The 17,254-nt window shown below is 35.2% G+C and carries 16 protein-coding genes and 1 tRNA gene; 2 read left to right on the forward strand and 15 right to left on the reverse strand.

From position 1 onward, the window contains the following. Positions 1 to 517: 517 nt before the first annotated feature. The 6 genes from tyrS to FD46_RS09220 all read right to left on the reverse strand — a co-directional run bounded on the left by tyrS (position 518) and on the right by FD46_RS09220 (position 5,854). Positions 518 to 1,768, reverse strand: a complete 1,251-nt coding sequence (gene tyrS / locus FD46_RS09195) for a tyrosine--tRNA ligase (protein WP_057896886.1) — start codon at positions 1,766 to 1,768, stop codon at positions 518 to 520. Positions 1,769 to 2,036: 268 nt separating this feature from the next. Continuing rightward, positions 2,037 to 2,516 carry a Fur family transcriptional regulator gene (locus FD46_RS09200; protein WP_057896887.1) on the reverse strand — a complete coding sequence of 160 codons (480 nt, stop codon included), beginning with the start codon at positions 2,514 to 2,516 and terminating at the stop codon, positions 2,037 to 2,039. 240 nt (positions 2,517 to 2,756) lie between these two features. Next, positions 2,757 to 3,029 (reverse strand): P-loop NTPase family protein, encoded by a 273-nt coding sequence (locus FD46_RS09205; protein ID WP_057896888.1) that lies wholly within the window; start codon positions 3,027 to 3,029, stop codon positions 2,757 to 2,759. A gap of 86 nt (positions 3,030 to 3,115) precedes the next feature. Beyond that, complete coding sequence (locus FD46_RS10385; RefSeq protein ID WP_157047112.1) at positions 3,116 to 3,277, reverse strand: hypothetical protein; 162 nt, start codon at positions 3,275 to 3,277, stop codon at positions 3,116 to 3,118. Between the two features lie 268 nt (positions 3,278 to 3,545). Then, entirely contained in the window at positions 3,546 to 3,830 is a 285-nt protein-coding gene (locus FD46_RS09210) for an exonuclease SbcCD subunit D C-terminal domain-containing protein (protein ID WP_057896889.1), read from the reverse strand. An 845-nt stretch (positions 3,831 to 4,675) separates the two neighbouring features. Further along, on the reverse strand, positions 4,676 to 5,854 hold the full coding sequence (locus tag FD46_RS09220; RefSeq protein ID WP_057896891.1) for an acetate/propionate family kinase: 1,179 nt from the start codon (positions 5,852 to 5,854) through the stop codon (positions 4,676 to 4,678). Between the two features lie 552 nt (positions 5,855 to 6,406). On the opposite strand from FD46_RS09220, the gene apf reads away from it, so the two are divergent. Then, positions 6,407 to 7,060 carry an aggregation-promoting factor gene (apf, locus tag FD46_RS09225; RefSeq protein WP_057896892.1) on the forward strand — a complete coding sequence of 218 codons (654 nt, stop codon included), beginning with the start codon at positions 6,407 to 6,409 and terminating at the stop codon, positions 7,058 to 7,060. 209 nt (positions 7,061 to 7,269) lie between these two features. Here the strand turns inward: apf and FD46_RS09230 are convergent, their stop codons facing one another. From FD46_RS09230 to FD46_RS09260, 7 genes are all read right to left on the reverse strand, one after another. Further along, positions 7,270 to 8,049, reverse strand: a complete 780-nt coding sequence (locus FD46_RS09230; RefSeq protein ID WP_420805350.1) for a C39 family peptidase — start codon at positions 8,047 to 8,049, stop codon at positions 7,270 to 7,272. Positions 8,050 to 8,128: 79 nt separating this feature from the next. After that, the gene (locus FD46_RS09235; protein WP_057896894.1) at positions 8,129 to 8,764 is read right to left on the reverse strand and encodes an alpha/beta hydrolase; all 636 of its coding nucleotides are present in this window, start codon (positions 8,762 to 8,764) and stop codon (positions 8,129 to 8,131) included. A 57-nt stretch (positions 8,765 to 8,821) separates the two neighbouring features. Continuing rightward, a complete protein-coding gene (locus FD46_RS09240) occupies positions 8,822 to 9,223 on the reverse strand; it encodes a hypothetical protein (RefSeq protein WP_057896895.1) in 402 nt (133 codons plus the stop codon). A 25-nt stretch (positions 9,224 to 9,248) separates the two neighbouring features. Then, positions 9,249 to 10,394, reverse strand: a complete 1,146-nt coding sequence (wecB, locus tag FD46_RS09245) for a non-hydrolyzing UDP-N-acetylglucosamine 2-epimerase (protein WP_057896896.1) — start codon at positions 10,392 to 10,394, stop codon at positions 9,249 to 9,251. A gap of 310 nt (positions 10,395 to 10,704) precedes the next feature. Then, positions 10,705 to 10,778 (reverse strand) — tRNA-Arg (locus FD46_RS09250). Positions 10,779 to 10,892: 114 nt separating this feature from the next. Then, positions 10,893 to 12,185: a DEAD/DEAH box helicase gene (locus FD46_RS09255; protein ID WP_057896897.1), complete on the reverse strand. Its 1,293-nt coding sequence runs from the start codon at positions 12,183 to 12,185 to the stop codon at positions 10,893 to 10,895. A gap of 14 nt (positions 12,186 to 12,199) precedes the next feature. Next, positions 12,200 to 13,210, reverse strand: coding sequence for a Gfo/Idh/MocA family protein (locus FD46_RS09260; protein WP_057896898.1), 1,011 nt, complete (start codon positions 13,208 to 13,210; stop codon positions 12,200 to 12,202). A 228-nt stretch (positions 13,211 to 13,438) separates the two neighbouring features. Here FD46_RS09260 and FD46_RS09265 point away from each other — a divergent pair, with 228 nt between their 5' ends. Continuing rightward, entirely contained in the window at positions 13,439 to 13,822 is a 384-nt protein-coding gene (locus tag FD46_RS09265; protein WP_057896899.1) for a DUF4828 domain-containing protein, read from the forward strand. A 336-nt stretch (positions 13,823 to 14,158) separates the two neighbouring features. Here FD46_RS09265 and FD46_RS09270 read toward each other — a convergent pair whose 3' ends face one another. Both FD46_RS09270 and rlmD read right to left on the reverse strand, forming a co-directional pair. Continuing rightward, complete coding sequence (locus FD46_RS09270; protein ID WP_057896900.1) at positions 14,159 to 15,697, reverse strand: glycosyltransferase family protein; 1,539 nt, start codon at positions 15,695 to 15,697, stop codon at positions 14,159 to 14,161. Positions 15,698 to 15,869: 172 nt separating this feature from the next. Further along, complete coding sequence (rlmD, locus tag FD46_RS09275) at positions 15,870 to 17,240, reverse strand: 23S rRNA (uracil(1939)-C(5))-methyltransferase RlmD (protein ID WP_057896901.1); 1,371 nt, start codon at positions 17,238 to 17,240, stop codon at positions 15,870 to 15,872. Between the last annotated feature and the right edge of the window lie 14 nt (positions 17,241 to 17,254).

Genomic DNA, 17,254 nt, shown 5'->3' on the forward strand with positions numbered 1-17,254 from the left:
AGCCCTGCACATTTGATTTGTCGAAACTTTGTTCAGTTTTCAAAGGTCTACCTTGTTGAAGGTCAGTAAAGATAAATCGGATAAAACAAACTCTCATCACCACTATCTCTATACCGTCTATCTTTTTAAGTATACATGGCTATATAAGTAATGTCAATACATAATTTCAATATAAAAAAGATAAATAAAACCAACAACATTGACTACTATACCCTGTAAGGCCCAGTGCGTCAAGAAATAATTACAAAAATATTTTTGCGTACTTGCAAATAAACTTATGGATAATAAAGCATCCTGAATTATTTAATCAATTTTTGCTTTTATACTTCGTTTTTAGTGTTTTAAAGTAAAATATAGGTCACTGCTGTGAAATAGTATTCGTGTATAAGCAATTAAGACGGCAGTAAAAATTTACTGCCGTCTTAATTATATTTTTAAAATTTCAGTTGATATTTGGCTTTTAAAAGTAATAATCAAAGGAACCTTTCATAATACATCCTGCCTTTTTGAAATCTATCTACTTTACTTTTGCCAAATAATATTTTTTCTTGCCGCGCCGAGCAATTACAAACTTTCCATCGAAATTATTTTGGGGTTCAATTACGAAATCTAAATTTCGGATACGTTCGCCGTTAATATAAATTGCTCCATTTGTAACATCTTCTCGAGCCTGTCTTTTAGATTTTTCAATTTTTGTATCAACAAGCCATTCAATAATATTTTTAGTATCATTAGTAATTTCAATCGTAGGCATATTTTTAAAGCCCTGTTCAATTTCAGTTGCAGTTAACTGTTTAACATCACCTGAAAACAACGCTCGTGAAATATGCTCCGCTTGTTCAACTGCTTTTTCCCCATGTACAAAAGCAGTTACCTCTTCAGCTAAACGTCGTTGTGCTTCTCTTTTTTCTGGGCAACTTTTTACCTTTTCTGCAAGCTCATTGATTTCTTCATGGCTCAAGAAAGTGAAATATTTCAAGTACTTAATAACATCCCGATCATCTTGATTCAACCAGAATTGGTAAAATTCATAAGGTGTTGTTTTTTCAGGATCCAGCCAAATAGCTCCTCCAGCAGTTTTCCCAAATTTAGTTCCATCAGCTTTTAGCATTAGAGGAATTGTCAGAGCAAACACCTTCTTATCGGATCCACTAAGCTTATGAATCATATCGATTCCAGCAGTAATGTTGCCCCATTGATCTGCACCGCCGATCTGCAACTGTACATCGTTATTCTTTAAAAGATGGTAAAAATCAATCGACTGCAATATTTGATAAGTGAATTCTGTAAAAGAGATACCGACTTCAAGTCTGCTAGCAACTACCTCCTTTCCCAGCATTGTATTTACATTAAATAATTTACCATAATCACGCAGGAATCTAAGCAAATCAATTTTTGAAAGCCAGTCATAGTTATTTACAACAGTAATATTATCTTTACCAAAAAGATGTTTCATCTGTGCAGTCAGCTTTTCTTCATTGTGATGAATCTGTTCCATACTCTGCAAAACACGTTCTGCTTTTTTACCTGAAGGATCTCCTATAGAGCCCGTACCGCCACCAATCACTATATGTGCACGATGACCCGCCATCTGGAACCTTTTAAGCATCATAAAAGGAATCAGATGACCAATATGCAAGCTGTCACCTGTAGGATCAACACCACAATAAAGTCCAATTGATTTTTGCTCAACCAAACTATGCAGTTCTTTTTCGTCAGACATTTGATTGATTGCGCCACGCCATTTTAATTCATCTATAATATTCATAAAAATCTCCTCCTCAATAAAAAAGTCCCTAGTACATATATGTACTAGGGACGAACATTAAATTCCGCGTTACCACCCAAATTACTGCTATAAAAGCAGTCAGCTCTCCTCATCGATATAGAGATGAATCGAATGAAACTACCGAACAGTGTAATTCAAAGAAATAGCTTATCCTGATTTTCAGCCCGCATCAGGTTTCTGTAAATATTGGCTATCTTCTACTTTGCTGCTCTATTCATTAACTAGAGTAAATATATTGCAATTTATGCTAAAAGTCAATATTCATTTTTTTCTCTTTTGAGGCAGACAGCTTTCGCTGACATTCGGGACATAATCCATAAACTTCATACTGACTGTTAAAAACTTGAAATCCTGTTTTTTTTACTGCTTCCTTCTCATTTTGCTTATAACTGTCGTCAAAAACATCAACGATTTTATTACAATTAACACAAATAACGTGATAATGAGGGGCTTCAATGTAATCATAACGCATATGTCCACCGCTATCAGCTGCAATTTCAATAATTAAATTATGATCAATCAGTAATTGCAAAGTATTATACACAGTGGCCAAGCTTACACTAAAACCATTGCCACGTACATACTTAAAAATCATTTCAATTGAAGGATGAGCATGTGATGACATTAAATAAGATAAGATGACCTGTCTTTGAGGGGTATTCTTTATTTTGTATTGTTTCAGCTTGTTTGCAGCTGACAATAAATCCTCTTGGCTTTGCACCATCATTTAATCCTCCTTTAAAACCACTGCGTGATGAACTAGACTCACGAATTATTATACTCTTTCTTAAGAAAAAAAGTCCATAATTAAATTCTCAGCCGTTTTTAGTACTTTAGAACTTCAAAGTCAGCAACTTAACTTGCCCTGCTCCTTCTTGAAACCAAATTGATTCGCAACTGATCCGGAATCTGGTACCGCAACGCGCTTACATGGCTTATTACTCCAATTAAACTACCTTTCGAGTTATCAACAGTTTGCAATGATTCCAATACTGTTTGTAACCTCATCATTTAAAAATTCTTCATCAATAAATAAGGCTTCTATATTCCGCCATTGGTATGCTGCACAACTTCTGCTAAAAAAATAAGATATAGCGTATAACGCTGCAATAAGGCTTTCTTCGCCTGATAAAATATGAACACTTCTAACTTTTGCCAAATCACCAGATCGTAACTTAAAAATTTTGGTTCCGAATAAACCACGCAACAGTTTTTCTTTTTTATTGCTGTCTGTTTCCAAGAAACTGCTCCGAAGTCAAATTCAACAATTTTTGAATGAAAACATTAATTTCATTAACCTTAACAATTTATCTTTCATGTTCTTCATTATCTTCGAAACGCAGAAATGCTTCCAGCTTTTTTCCAGTCCCCTGCTCTCCGTTTTTTGGCAACTATTTGTCGTTCCTGCTGCTCACATGCATGCACTTGGTGTTCAAAAGTAAAGTAGGCACGGGTTTTTTGATCAGATTTTGCAAATCTTGATCCCATTTGTTCTGGCTGCCTATCCTTGACAGAGTTTTTCCAAATAACGCATAACTTATAACATCAAAAATCGTGGTTTTTCACTGCCTGTTTTGTCTGTAATAAGAAATAAAGGTGCTCCTTCAAAACGGGAAAATCAACAGTTTGTTTTTCATATGGGCAAAATTTTTGCATCTCTGTTTTTACGGGTTTCATTCATTTTCACTTTTTGCATTAGTTCTTTCCATACTTGCCTTAGCCCATTTAAACTGTTCTTTTGAAATTTTTTTGGCTGTCATCTCTTCAAAAAGTTTTGCAAAAAGGGTAACGGATCAAGTTCTAATTTTCTTGAACTTTCATCGCCAATTTCATTTACTTGAGAGATTTTTTCCGAATTAAGGATTCCAGGATAATATTTTTGCAAATTATTGATTACATTTGGAATTACAATTTTATCTGTCAACTGCACACCCACAAAATCTTCAGCATTAATTTTATTATAGAACATAGGTACTGTCAGTTCTTGATAAGCACCCCACAGCACAAAATCGTGGTGTGGTATTGCATGTAAAGTTTTCAATATCTACCACCAACAAACCTTTTTTATTTACTTCTGAAAGTGAAAATTTAAGAGGTGAACTGCTATAACGTATTCTTTCTTTTTAATGCATCCTTGTCACGCAGATGTCCCAAAATTACATATCAAATAAATTGAGAGGAGTGGGGCATTTAGGGCCTCACACTTGTAAAGGCATTTTTGAATCAGTCTCAGGACTCTGCCGGCTGCAAAAAATGAGCTGCTAAAATGTACTTTCCTCTAGGGTTACAATTCTTTTTCATTTCGCTTAAAACCTTTTTAAAGGCTAAGGTTAATCCAGTAATTTCTGAATCTTTAAATAAGTTTCTCACTTGATATGCACGAAAGTATGCAGCAAGAAAAACTGGGGAACTTTAAACTGAAGTAGTAAGAAAAAAGGCAGCTGCTTTATACCATTTATGGCCGCTAGGACTAATAGCGGATTCATGATCCCTGCTAAAATCGCAAGTACTGACCTTTCAAGTTTAAGATTGGATTCGATAATCATTTTATCCAGACACACCGCTGAGTACTCATTGGGTTGTTGCTCTATCAAACAGCACCGCATCAATTTCAATCATTATGATCTACTTAAAAACATCCACTTGCTTCTCTATCAGTTCATAGCCGCGCAGTTTCTTACCAATATGCCAATCTGCTGTGTATAAAAAACGCATCATATTCCTTCTTCATAAGGAAACCTCATTTTTTCGCACCAACTTTTTTCTATTATAAAGTACAAAAAAGACATCTTAACACCCCACATTTTTAAACTAGATAATGGATCAGTTTAAGGGGTAACTTTTAGATGTCATTTTTTAATTACTTCCTATAATATATTTTGTAAATTAACTGCGCAATTCTTTAATCTGCTTAACCATCGATAGTTCTTCATTTGTCGGAACAATCATAATTTTCGCAATTGAGCCTGTTGCTGAAACAACACCCTCACCAACATTGTTATTTAATTCATTGTCTATTTTCAAACCAAGTCCTGCTAGTTTTTCAATAATGGCTGCTCTCAACAGCGCATTATTTTCACCGATACCTCCAGAAAAAACAAGAACGTCTAATCCTCCAAGTTCTGCAAAATAAGCACCAACATATTTAACTATTCTGTTAATAAAGATATCAATAGCTAGTTGAACTCTTTTTTGTTCTTTATTTGCTAAAAGATCACGCATATCGGGTGAAAGGCCAGAAATACCGAGCAAACCGGATTCTTCATTCAGAATTGACATTATTTTCTCTAAAGAAAAATGGTGTTTCTTCATCAGATACTGGATAACAGAAGGATCTATATCACCTGCTCTAGTTCCCATTGTTAACCCTGTCAGCGGTGTAAAACCCATTGAAGTATCAAAAGCCTTACCATCTTTTTCGGCAGCAACTGAAGCACCGCTTCCTAAATGAAGAGTAATCATTTTTAAAGTGGCAAGCGGCTGTTGCAAGAGACTTGCTGCTTTTTGTGAAATATAAGAGTGACTGATACCATGCTCACCATATCGCCTTATTCCCAATTCAACCGTATCTTCATAAGGAATGCTGAAAATTGCATTCATTTCTGGAAGAGTCGTAAAGAATTGACTATCAAAGACTGCATACTGAGGAACTTGCGGCAATGCTTTTTGCATAATTCCAACGTAACGAACTTCCATTGGATTATGCAAAGGAGCAAAGTCATTTAAGTTCTCCAACTTTGCTAAATTTTCAGAATTCAATTCTACTGCATGCGTAAAAGTCTGTCCGCCTGCTACAATTCTATGACCTACAGCTTCAATTTCGGACAAAGAATTAATTATTCCCAGTTGAGTCAACTTTTTAAAAATCAGTTCAGCAGCTTTTTCATAAGAGAGCTGTTTAAATTTCTCCTGATATTTTTTTGAATCATATTTTACTTCGAACAAAGAATCAGGCATATTAAGTCGCTCAATTAGCCCTTTTGCAATTGTTCTTTCATTTTCCGCTTCAAACAACTGCCACTTAACTGATGAACTTCCAGCATTTACTAAAAAAAATTTGCCCACTTTGAGCACCTCCAACTAATTTCCTACTAATTATATAATATTTCACACCTACTTTCAGCGCAACGGATAAAATCACTGCCGGAAAACCTCATAAACTTAAATAACTAACCATATCGCAAAAAAACAGGCAAAATTCATCTTCCAAAAATTACAAAAGAAACAGTTTTTGTAATTTTTGGACTTTAAAAGTCCAAAAAATACTCATGTCAAGACAATTTTAAAATAAATATGATGTTTTTTTGAAAAAGATAGGTTGTTTTTACTCAAATTTAACGCTGTTTTGTCATATTTTCATTTTTAATAATTTTAAAGGTTGATTCCCAACATCATAGTCTTTTTTAAAGTGCCAATGTATTTTTAGCAAGAAAATAACATTACAGTATATTACAAAAATAAGAAAATATTACAAAAAACCTATAAATAGTAACTTGACTGCTATGTACTTGTTATATTGGCCCTATATACTAAGCATTGTTGATTCGATCAAAGGTGATCGTAAGTACTGTAGCAAATTGCTACGTGGCAAAAAATCACAGGAGTGAAGAATATATTATGTATATTAAGAAAATTTTATTATCAGCTGCAACAATTGCAGGCGTACTAACAGCTGGAACTTTGGCAGCTAACGCTGATACCATCACTGTCCAATCAGGACAAACTGTTTCTGAAATAGCTCGTGAGCACAATACTTCAGTCGCACAGATTAAACAAGCAAACAATCTGCAAAATGAAAATTTAATTTTTGTTGGACAAAAGATTGAAGTAGGTACAGCAACAAGTACAACTACAACTGCTGCTCCAGCTCAACAAGCAGCACAGACAACACAACAACAAGCACCTGCTGCTTCCACACAACAAACAACACAGCAAAAGGCACCTGTTGCTTCAACGCAACAGACAACACAGCAACAAGCACCTGCTGCACAAACAAACAATAACTCTGCTTCCACACAACAGACTGCTTCAGTAAGCACTGTTTCTGGTTCAGACCAAGATGCACAAAGTTGGATCGCTTCTAAAGAATCTGGCGGTAGTTACAGTGCTCGTAATGGCCAGTATGTTGGAAAATACCAATTAAGTGCTTCTTACTTAAATGGCGACTATTCAGCAGCTAATCAAGAACGTGTTGCTCAGAACTACGTAAGTTCACGTTATGGTTCATGGTCTGCAGCTAAGCAACATTGGTTAAGTAACGGCTGGTACTAAAATAGTATCACTTAAAACAATCATTAATTAAAAAATATTATTGCTGGTAATACAGCTTACTACAACAATATAAGAATTTTCAACAGGTGATTAAGATTATGCAAAAAGGCATAACTCAATTATCTGTTTTTTTAATACAGGCAATTAAACTATTAAACACAATAAAAGCCTCCTTACCTATCTATCAATAGCAAGGAGGCTTTTACTTTTTACTTTTGAGAATTGATATACACTGCCTGTTTTCCCATTTGATTATATGCTTCTTCAAAATTATCCCAGTTTACTGCTTGGTTTTTAGTACCATAAGGATTATTAATATAAATCAAATTATTTTTCCGATCAAATCCAGTAATTACGACACTATGTTCAGAAAAAGTAATTTGCATATCCCCTTGAGGAGTTTGCCAATCTTGAAAATCATTAACACGCGCAAAGCTAACAGTAGTAATTGTCCAAACCGGATGTTTTAATTCCAGTTGTTCAATTACTTTATTAAAATTCTGCCCACTGATATCTTTCACATTTTTAGAATATTTACGGGCAAGTTTAGTAATGGGCCCATGATATACTCCGAGTCCCGCAGAACTACCAGTGATATCACCCACAAAACCAATGTTTGGATTACCATGCTCGCCATCATCGTAATTTAACGGAACTGTATTGATTTCATCTGCTAAAACATTTTTACTAACATCTATTTTGTTATAGTTCAATAACATTGTTAGGGAAGTCACTTCGCAACCATTATATAATCTTGGCTCTGTCATTTGATTAACTAGCGGAACATCTAAGACAATTCGCGAAACCTTCTTTTGTACCTTTCTTTTTCCCTTATTGCTGGTCGTCAAGTGCAATGAACCCTTAAATTGTCTAACTAACGCTTCCTGATTATCCCCCAAGATAACTTCTCTGAAAGCATAGACGCTGGTCCCGATCAAAGTACATAACATAATGATTGGGAAAAATATTTTGCGGCGCCTCTTCCTCAAATAATTACCCTCTTTCTAAACATACAAAAAAATGGCTCAGCTTGCGTAATGATACCATATATAATTAGATAATTCTATCCTAATCTAAAAACCAATTATAAATATCCTCTAAGGTTTGTCGACTAACTTTATGACCATAAGGATATTCATGATATTCAGGCATCACACAGGAATATAAAGAAAAGAATTGGCGTAACCGTCTTCCTTCTTCAACGGGAAATATAGGGTCGAATTCTCCTTGGGCAATAAAACAAGCTGTTTTTATTTTATCTTTACTTAACTTTTTTTGTCCAAACTCACGAAGAAAATCTGGTAACCTCGCGCTCAACAGCACTGCATTATCGAAAAATTTTGGATAACGGGCACTCAATACTGCTGCTAGTATTGCCCCTTGACTAAATCCAATAATATTCATAGACTCGCAAATTAAATTGTTTTCTTTCAAAATCCTTATAATTTCGGTATACAATGCGTCTGCTGTTTTTTCAATCACTTCAGCTTCATTTTTCTTGAGAGCTTGCGGAGTATAATAAGCAAATCCATTGCCATAGACCAGAGCACCTTCAATGTGAAGCTCTATCACAGGCACGGGATAGAGTGCCGCAAGTTTTCTTAAATTCAAGTAATTTGAACCCAAGCCATGCAACGTTACGATGACTGGCGTCCTTTCATCCGTTTTACTAGATGGACAAATAAGCTCCCACTTATATTTCAAAACCTGTTCCCCTTTAAAAACTCTCCGTTCTGATCCTTAACCAATTAATACCTAGGATCATTTTCTAAAATGGTCAATATCAAAGATTCTATCTTTTATAACCTTTGCACTTTTGGTAATACTTGGGTCATGTGCAATTACGTACTGTAAATGTTCCAATGTATCAATAATTTTTCTCAGTTCTTTAACCTCCGTTATAATATTTTCTTCATTTTTTCCAGTCTGGCTTACTGCCTGCAAACTAACTAAATTTTTGGTCATTTCCTGATAACGTAAAATTGCAAAAACTAAATTTATATTTGATGAGATGGTACGAGGGTTTTCCGGATCCGGATGCTTTTCAAGCATATTAAATAAATCTGGGTAGTATCTCAGACCAATTGTGTATAATGCAAAATAACGATGAAAAACATGCTCTTCATTCTTAAAACCATGCCGATCAACTTCCATCTTTTCCATAGCTATCCTCTCCTAAAAACAGAACCTAATTTTTGAATTCAGCCGGTTTAGCCTTTCTTTGCCTAAAATAGTATAAAATTGCATCTAAGATACGCGTGCTGGCTTTTCCATCACCATAGGGATTTTTAGCTTCTGCCATTTTTTGATAAATTTTTTTGTCATTCAACAACTGCTCCATTGACTGTGTAACTGACATTTTTTTGGTTCCCACCAGCTTTAAAGTCCCGGCAGCAACTCCTTCTGGACGTTCAGTTGTATCTCGCAATACTAAAACCGGTTTTTTAAGCGCCGGAGCCTCTTCCTGAACTCCACCGGAATCTGTCATAATGAAGTAAGAACGTGCACACAAATTATGAAAATCAATAACATTCAACGGCTCAATTAAATGAATCCTTTCACACTTTCCAAGAATTTGGTTTGCGGCTTCCCTGACCCTGGGATTGAGGTGCAATGGGTAAATTACTTCTACATCGCGGTACTTTTCCACTATACTTTTTACTGCTAAGAAAACTTCTTTCATTGGTTCGCCGAGATTTTCACGTCGATGCATCGTCAGTAAAATTATTTTATGTTCTGAAACTACATGTGAAAGAACTTCATGCTGATAATCTTCACTAACAGTTTCGTGAAGTGCGTCAATAGCGGTGTTCCCAGTTACAAAAATTTTGTCCCCCGCATGATTTTCTTTTATCAAATTTTCTCGGCTTGTAAGAGTAGGAGCAAAGTACAAGTCACTCAAAACATCTGTCATTTGCCGGTTCATTTCTTCAGGATAAGGTGAATATTTATTCCAAGTACGCAGGCCAGCTTCAACATGTCCAACTGGAACCTGCCGATAAAAAGCAGCAACACTGGCAGCAAACGTCGTAGTCGTATCTCCATGTACAAGTATTATGTCAGGCTTAGCTTCTTCAAGCACGTGATCCAATAGATGTAAAACACCGGCAGTGATATCTCCCAATGTTTGATTATTTTTCATAATATTCAAATCGTAATCAGGATGAATTTTGAAGACCTGTAAGACTTGGTCTAGCATCTCACGGTGTTGCGCGGTAACAACTGTAATAGTCTCAAATTCTGTGTCGCGTTCTTTCAAGCGCAACACTACCGGAGCCATTTTAATGGCTTCGGGCCGTGTTCCGAAAACTGTCATTACTTTTATTTTTTTCAAGTGCCCTTTCCTCTCGTTAATTCAACTTTCTTAACATTATTGTACTACATTTGATTACTAACGGAAAAACAAATCTGTGAAATTAGCGGTTCCTTAATAGACTTATTCGACATTACACAATATTTTTTTAAGAACCTTATAATTCAAAACGTTAGAAGCCAAAAAGAACTAAAAATTTAATTGCATTTACTAATTTCACTATCCTAACTCCATTCTAAAACTGATTTTAACGTCTAAAAAAAAATAAGAAGCCGGAACAAAATGTTAATTTTATTCTGGCTTCTTATTTTAAATTTTAACTGATTTTTAGTGCGCTTGATCGGAATCGAACCGATGACCTACCGCTTAGGAGGCGGTCGCTCTATCCTGCTGAGCTACAAGCGCAAAATACAAATGAAATACTGACTATACCAGTATAGTAAATTAAAGGTCCTAAAGTCAATACTCCACCCGTAAGACATTACTTTGTTCTCTTAGCTTTTCTAAAAATTTTTTAGTTTATTTAGATCTAGAACCGTGACGCTTTCCCTTATTAAGCTGATCTCTTCTGCGCTTTTTATGACCCTTACGTTTTTTTTCAACAGGTGCGTTATCCAGACTTGAAATTTGTCGGTGCGGTAATCTTTTTGGAGAATGCTTCTGCAATTTTTTATTTTCGCCAGACAGCTTTTCTGACTCTTCAAGGTCTTCTTTCTTAAATAACTTTCCGCTAAAGATCTCACCTTTATAAGCTTCATACCCTCCAGCTTTCAGCAGTTGCCGAAAGTTACGCAAAGCATGTTCATTACCTAAATTAATCACGGCTCCTTGTGCACCCATTCTACCGGTACGTCCAACACGGTGAATGTATACTGTAATATTTGCTGGTAAATCATAATTGACTACAGCCGGCAGTTGCTCTATATCCAATCCTCTCGCTGCTACATCCGTTGTCAGCAACAAAGAGATCCTGCTATTTCTTAAATCAATAAGAGCTTTTTTGCGCTCTTGCTGTTTATTTTGCCCCTCCAAAGCTGCAACTGCAACTTTTTGGTAACGTAGCTTTTCCAATGCTTCTTCTAATTCCGCTACTTGTTTAAAGAAGACCAGAGCTCTAAAGCCTTTTAGATGAGATAGCCTGCGCAATGTTTCAATTCGCTTTCTCGTAGGAGTCTCAAGGAGATAATGTGTTACCTTTCCTTGGGTCTTATCCACTGCACGTACATCATAAGTTTTAACTTGTGCTGCAAACAACTGACTCAATTCAGAAAAAACTGCTGCATTAGTTGCAGAAAAAAAGCTTAACTGAACTTGTCTGCTAGGTGCATGATTAAGCAAAGCACGACATGCAGTCAGTGTTTCTTCCGTTAATAAATCATCTGCTTCATCAAAAACAGCTGTGCGTAATTTATGCAACTTTAACTTCTTAGCATCAGCCAACTCCAACATTCTCCCAGGTGTACCTACAATAATCTCAGGCTTTTTCTTAAGTTTCTCCAACTGTCTCTTCACATTCGCCCCGCCAATTAAAGGCACTGTTTTCAGTTTCTTTAAAGACGCCCATTCTGTGACAACTGCAGCAATTTGGATAGCAAGTTCCTGTGAGGGAGCTACTACCATCATTTGGATTCCTTGGCCTTGCAAGAGTCCTTCCAAAAGTGGAATTACATAAGCCAGTGTTTTACCAGATCCTGTTGGAGCTAATCCTAAAACATTTTCTCTTTCTTTTAAAGGATGATAAACTGCTTCCTGAATTGCAGTAAGATCTGTATATCCCTTTTCTTTAAAAAAACCTTGAAATTTTAAATCCATCTTTTCCTCTTTCATTATCTAAATTCGTAATCTGATCTAAAATTAATATGAGCACTTTGGCGTAAATCATACATTACCCTATTAACTTGAACAGCTACTGCTAACCAGTCCTCCATAAGCTGCTTATTGGCAAGTGAATTTGAACTTTGTAAAACAGCAGTAAAATTTTTTACCTCTGTAATCATCGGATTTGTTGTAACCGCTTTTGTGATGTCATTTTTGTTACCTTGTTTATCAATCAGTTCAACTTTTTGCAGATCAGCTGCGTTATTCATCCAAATAGTCTCACCCATCCCATAAACTTCGCTAGCCAGATATGAATTCGCCGTTTTTCCAAAATTAAGCGTCACTTCAAAGCCAGGATACTGCAAAATAGCAATCCCCTTTCCATCAATGCCGTTACGCAGCTTATGAGGAAAATATACTGCCCTAATTGGAACCCCAAACCAGGCAACTGCGTCATAAACCAGATAAACTCCAAGGTCTTGCAGAGCTCCGCCGGAAAAGACCGGTGAAAAAACATTTGGCTCTTTACCGGCCAAAAAATCATCATAGTGCGACGAATATTTCATATACGTCAATGTAGCCCCTTGTACCGTTTTCATTTTTTTGATCTGCTGTGCAATTGTTTTGAAATTTTCTTCATGAAAATGACGGGCTGCTTCAAAGTAAAAAAGATGATGTTTTCGTCGCAAAAGCCGAATTAATACTTTCATCTCACTTGGATTCGAGCAAGCAGGCTTTTCTACAATTACATGTTTGTCTGCCATAATAGCCTGGCGAGCTTGGGAAAAATGAAGGCTGTTAGGTGAAGCAATATAAACGACATCAAAATCTCCTTCTTGAAAAAAGGTGTCAAGATCACGATATCCTACAGCCTCACCTTTAAATTGTTTTGCAAAGTCATTGGCTTTTTCAAGACGACGAGAAAAAACACTAGTCAGTTTCCAGCCTCCGACTTCTTGTGTTGCATCTATGAATTGCTTGGTAATCCAACCTGTTCCGATTACTCCTAGTTTTAACATACTAAACCCTCCTTTGTTTTTTCACTATAGGCATTGTATCAAAAAAAAGCTAAACAGTATATTATAGGAAAAACTGTTCGTAATTTACATCACAAAAACATTTCATTTGTTTCATAATAGTGTTAAATTTCAGTCTAATGGCTACTTTATCGGACAATAACATGTTATATTATAGTTGAAATCATAGTCCAAGACTTTTCAATATCTACGAGGGGGGAGCGCGGAAAGATGGACCGAAACCATAAAAACACGGGATTCAGGTTGCGCAATCACCTCAACTTTTTTCCAATATTTAAGAAACATCATGATCCTGTGAATATTTCTAACCGCTATATTGGTAAATGGAACTTTAAAGATGATATAAACGGTCGCGTTCATATCTTACAAATCACAAAAACATTGAATATTCTAATTGACAACCGTGAGCTTCCTGGCAAAATAGTGCATTTGGACGAAAAGGAACTGCTCTTTTTAGATACTTACGGCTACCATCTCCGAGTTGATGTCTCAGAAGATAGGCCTATTAGTTTGTTTGACGAGGCAGATAATCAGGTTTACCCTGTTACAAGATGTGAAAATTTAGGGAAAACTGAAGTAACAAAGGGAAAATGATTTTTGCATTAAAGAATGGTTGGTTCAACTAATAAATAAAAGAGGGATTGGGTCAAAGATTAACTTTTGATCCAATCCCTCTTCTTTAATCTGAAATTTACAAGTTAACAGCTTCCAATAGTCATTTTTCTCGCTTAACGGCTATTGGTACACTTCTTTTCTTTTATAAAATTCCATAAATGATTTACAGTTAATTAATTATTTTTATTCATCAGCAAAGAATTTTTTAAATCAAGTACCCAAGATACTCGAAGTATAAATTGTTACTTTCCACCCCTAATACGTAATATTGTAATCTAGCCTTAAAATATGTTAATTCTAACCAATGAAATATATTCAGGCCCTTATCCTCTTCGCTAATTTTTTATAAAAGAAATCAGATGTTCTGGTTATTCCTAAACTTGCAAGAGGAATTAACATTGATACATATTGCCATACATACTGTGATTTAGTTTCCCAGATTGTATGGAACAAAAAGCCTCCTGTAGCAAATACTAAAGCAAATAGAACATAATTGTTAATAGCTCTTTTTTTAAGAATCACATTAAAGGTTACAAATATTATAGACATACTCATTATTAACCAATTTACTAACCTTGAAAGCTGGCTAAGAACGTAGTACGTTTTACTATTACCATTTTTAGCATAGATTGCTCTGAATACCCTAGTTTTTAATTTTCCACCCCAAGTAGCCAAAGGTCCAATCCATACAGACTGATACATTGAATCTCCCCATGTTGAACTATACTTTTTATTTAAAAATTTAATGAAATCTTCTGGGTGAGTTTTAAAGAAATATAGCCTTTTTTCTAAGTCTTTTTTTGCCATTTTCTTTGCTTCAGCAGTATTATATCCCGATTTTTTATAATTTTTATTAGTATATGAACTATACCAGCCTGCTTTATTACCGCTTTCCTGCAATCCCATTACAATAAATGAATTCTTAGGTATCCCTTGGTTCATGGCTATTTTACTATGTGTTATTTTAGTGTAATAACTACTAAGTATCTGATTAGACACTGGAATCACTAAAAATAATGTCATAGCCATTAAAAATAACTTATGGTTAGATAACGAGCGTGTCAAATACACGCATATCATAGCAATTATTCCGATTTCAAAATTATTTTTTACAATATATGCAAGGGCCCCAAAAATAATAACTAACAGATAATTTTTTAAATTGCCAACCTGTAAAGTTTTCAAGTGGAAATAAACAGCAAGCACTAAAAACATATATCCCAAAACATTACCATAAACAAATAAAATATTAAAAAGATGAGGCAAAAATAAAATAAACAATATTACGACTATATTTTGCACGCTATTTTTGGCAACTATGCTTTTTGAAATTTTCCAAAAATAAACCATAATGATCATAGTAAAAACCAAGTTTATAAAATAAAAGAAGGCTATATTTGTAGAAAATTTTAGCAATACTCTTTCAAAACTAACAAGCCCTAACTGAAATGGATACTCCCCTAAATAAGCAGATTTTTCTAAATCAGTATAATTACCATTATTAATATTATTTGCCGCATCTAAAACATACTTAGGATCGGCGGGCCTCAGGTAAGTGTCAGCATTAAATGTTATATATAATCCCATTATTAAAAATAGTATTAAACCGCCTAACAAAAACGACTTAGAATCAATCTTATTTAAAAATGGCACCAGCCCAACGATACACAAAATTAATATTAAAAATAACATATACATATAGCCCGCATTATTCGTCGTTCTTATTATTTCAAACCAATCAGTAGAGATGGTCACTCTGTATTTTAATGAATAACTTGTTATTATCAATAATGGGACTGAACAGGCAAGCAATATCAGCCATTCAGCAAGTTTTTCTAATTTAACTCTACACATTACTTCTTACCCCTGAACTATAAATTAATGTTTTTAAACACGAAATTTTTCTCTAACAAAACTAATAAATATTTTATACTTTGTTTATCAAATATTACTTATCTGAGACTATTGCTAATATTTTACTGTACATCAAAAAACCTTCCACTTATCATATATCCTTATTGAAAAGTTATTTAGCCCTTGCCAACACTGTTACAGACTCAACATGCACCGTCTGTGGAAATTGATCCACTGGTAAAATTGGTTCTTTAACTTTATAGCCTTGATTCGTAAATTCCTTCAAATCACGTACAAGTGTTGCTGGATTACAACTGACATATACGATTTTTTGCGGTGCCAATTCAAGTGTACTTTTAATAACCTCGTTATCTAATCCCTTGCGTGGCGGATCAAAAACCACCACGTCAGGTACAAGTTTTTCTTCGGACCACTTTGCCATCCATTCGTTGGCTGAACCAGTTTTAAATTCAACATTATTAATTCCATTTACTTCAGCATTTTTTTGTGCATCGGTAATAGCTTCTGGTACAATTTCTACGCCATAAACTTTTTTAGCCTTGGCAGCTAAATTCAAAGAAATTGTCCCAATTCCACAATATGCATCAATAACTGTTTCAGTTCCCGTTAATTCAGCTCTTTTAGCAACTTCTTGGTATAGCTTTTCAGTCTGTACAGAATTTACCTGGTAAAACGAATGCGCAGAGATTGCAAACTTAATCCCGTTCAGACTGTCAGTAATTTGTTCTTTTCCTGCCAGCAAACGATCTTTGGTACCTAAAATAACGTTTGTTTTTTCCTGGTTGATATTTTGAATAACACTCACAACATCTGGACACTCTGCTAAAATGTCATGAGTAATCTGAGCAATTTGCGGAATTCTTTTTGTCCGTGAAACCAAGATCACCATTACTTCATGAGAATAATGCCCACGCCTAACTACAATATGCCGCAATGTACCGCTATGTCCGTCTTCATTGTACGCAATTATCTGATACTTGCGTACAATGTCGCGAATACTTTTTATGACTTCGTCAATTCGCTGCTCTTGAATTAAAAAATTCTCCATTGGAATCAATTTGTGGCTGCTTTGCCTGAAAAAACCTGTTTCTAGTTGCCCCTTCAGCATTCTGACAGGTACTTGTGCTTTATTGCGGTAATGATATGGATCCTCCATTCCGAGCGTTGGAGCAACTTCAATTTCATCCATATGTGCTTTCTTTAACAGTTCTTTAATCTGTGTACGTTTGAACGCTAATTGTGCTGCATATTTAAGATGTTGTAAAGGTGCAATTCCTGTCTGAGTGTATTTTTCTTCGATTCCAGTGGCTCTTTGGGGACTATCAGTGAGTCTTTGTTTTACTTTGGCAAAGCCAAAATTTTTCCCAGCTTTTAGGACATGCGCTACCACTGTTTCTTCGGGGAGCGCATTAGCAATAAAAAGTGGATAGCGTTCAATTTTAGCTACACCCATCCCTTGATAACTCAGGTCACTGATTTTAAGTGTCAATTCCTGATTCTTTGTTACAGGTGGTTTATTCATTTATTTCTCCTTTA

The organism is Liquorilactobacillus oeni DSM 19972 (assembly GCF_001436275.1).
Taxonomy (GTDB): Bacteria; Bacillota; Bacilli; order Lactobacillales; family Lactobacillaceae; genus Liquorilactobacillus; species Liquorilactobacillus oeni.

Bases quoted from the DNA above. Each gene is read 5' to 3' on its own strand.
- tyrS (WP_057896886.1), bottom strand. From the start codon at position 1,768: ATGAATATTATAGATGAATTAAAATGGCGTGGCGCAATCAATCAAATG.
- FD46_RS09200 (WP_057896887.1), bottom strand. From the start codon at position 2,516: ATGATGGTGCAAAGCCAAGAGGATTTATTGTCAGCTGCAAACAAGCTG.
- FD46_RS10385 (WP_157047112.1), bottom strand. From the start codon at position 3,277: ATGGGATCAAGATTTGCAAAATCTGATCAAAAAACCCGTGCCTACTTT.
- apf (WP_057896892.1), top strand. From the start codon at position 6,407: ATGTATATTAAGAAAATTTTATTATCAGCTGCAACAATTGCAGGCGTA.
- FD46_RS09240 (WP_057896895.1), bottom strand. From the start codon at position 9,223: ATGGAAAAGATGGAAGTTGATCGGCATGGTTTTAAGAATGAAGAGCAT.
- FD46_RS09255 (WP_057896897.1), bottom strand. From the start codon at position 12,185: ATGGATTTAAAATTTCAAGGTTTTTTTAAAGAAAAGGGATATACAGAT.
- FD46_RS09260 (WP_057896898.1), bottom strand. From the start codon at position 13,210: ATGTTAAAACTAGGAGTAATCGGAACAGGTTGGATTACCAAGCAATTC.
- FD46_RS09265 (WP_057896899.1), top strand. From the start codon at position 13,439: ATGGACCGAAACCATAAAAACACGGGATTCAGGTTGCGCAATCACCTC.
- FD46_RS09270 (WP_057896900.1), bottom strand. From the start codon at position 15,697: ATGTGTAGAGTTAAATTAGAAAAACTTGCTGAATGGCTGATATTGCTT.
- rlmD (WP_057896901.1), bottom strand. From the start codon at position 17,240: ATGAATAAACCACCTGTAACAAAGAATCAGGAATTGACACTTAAAATC.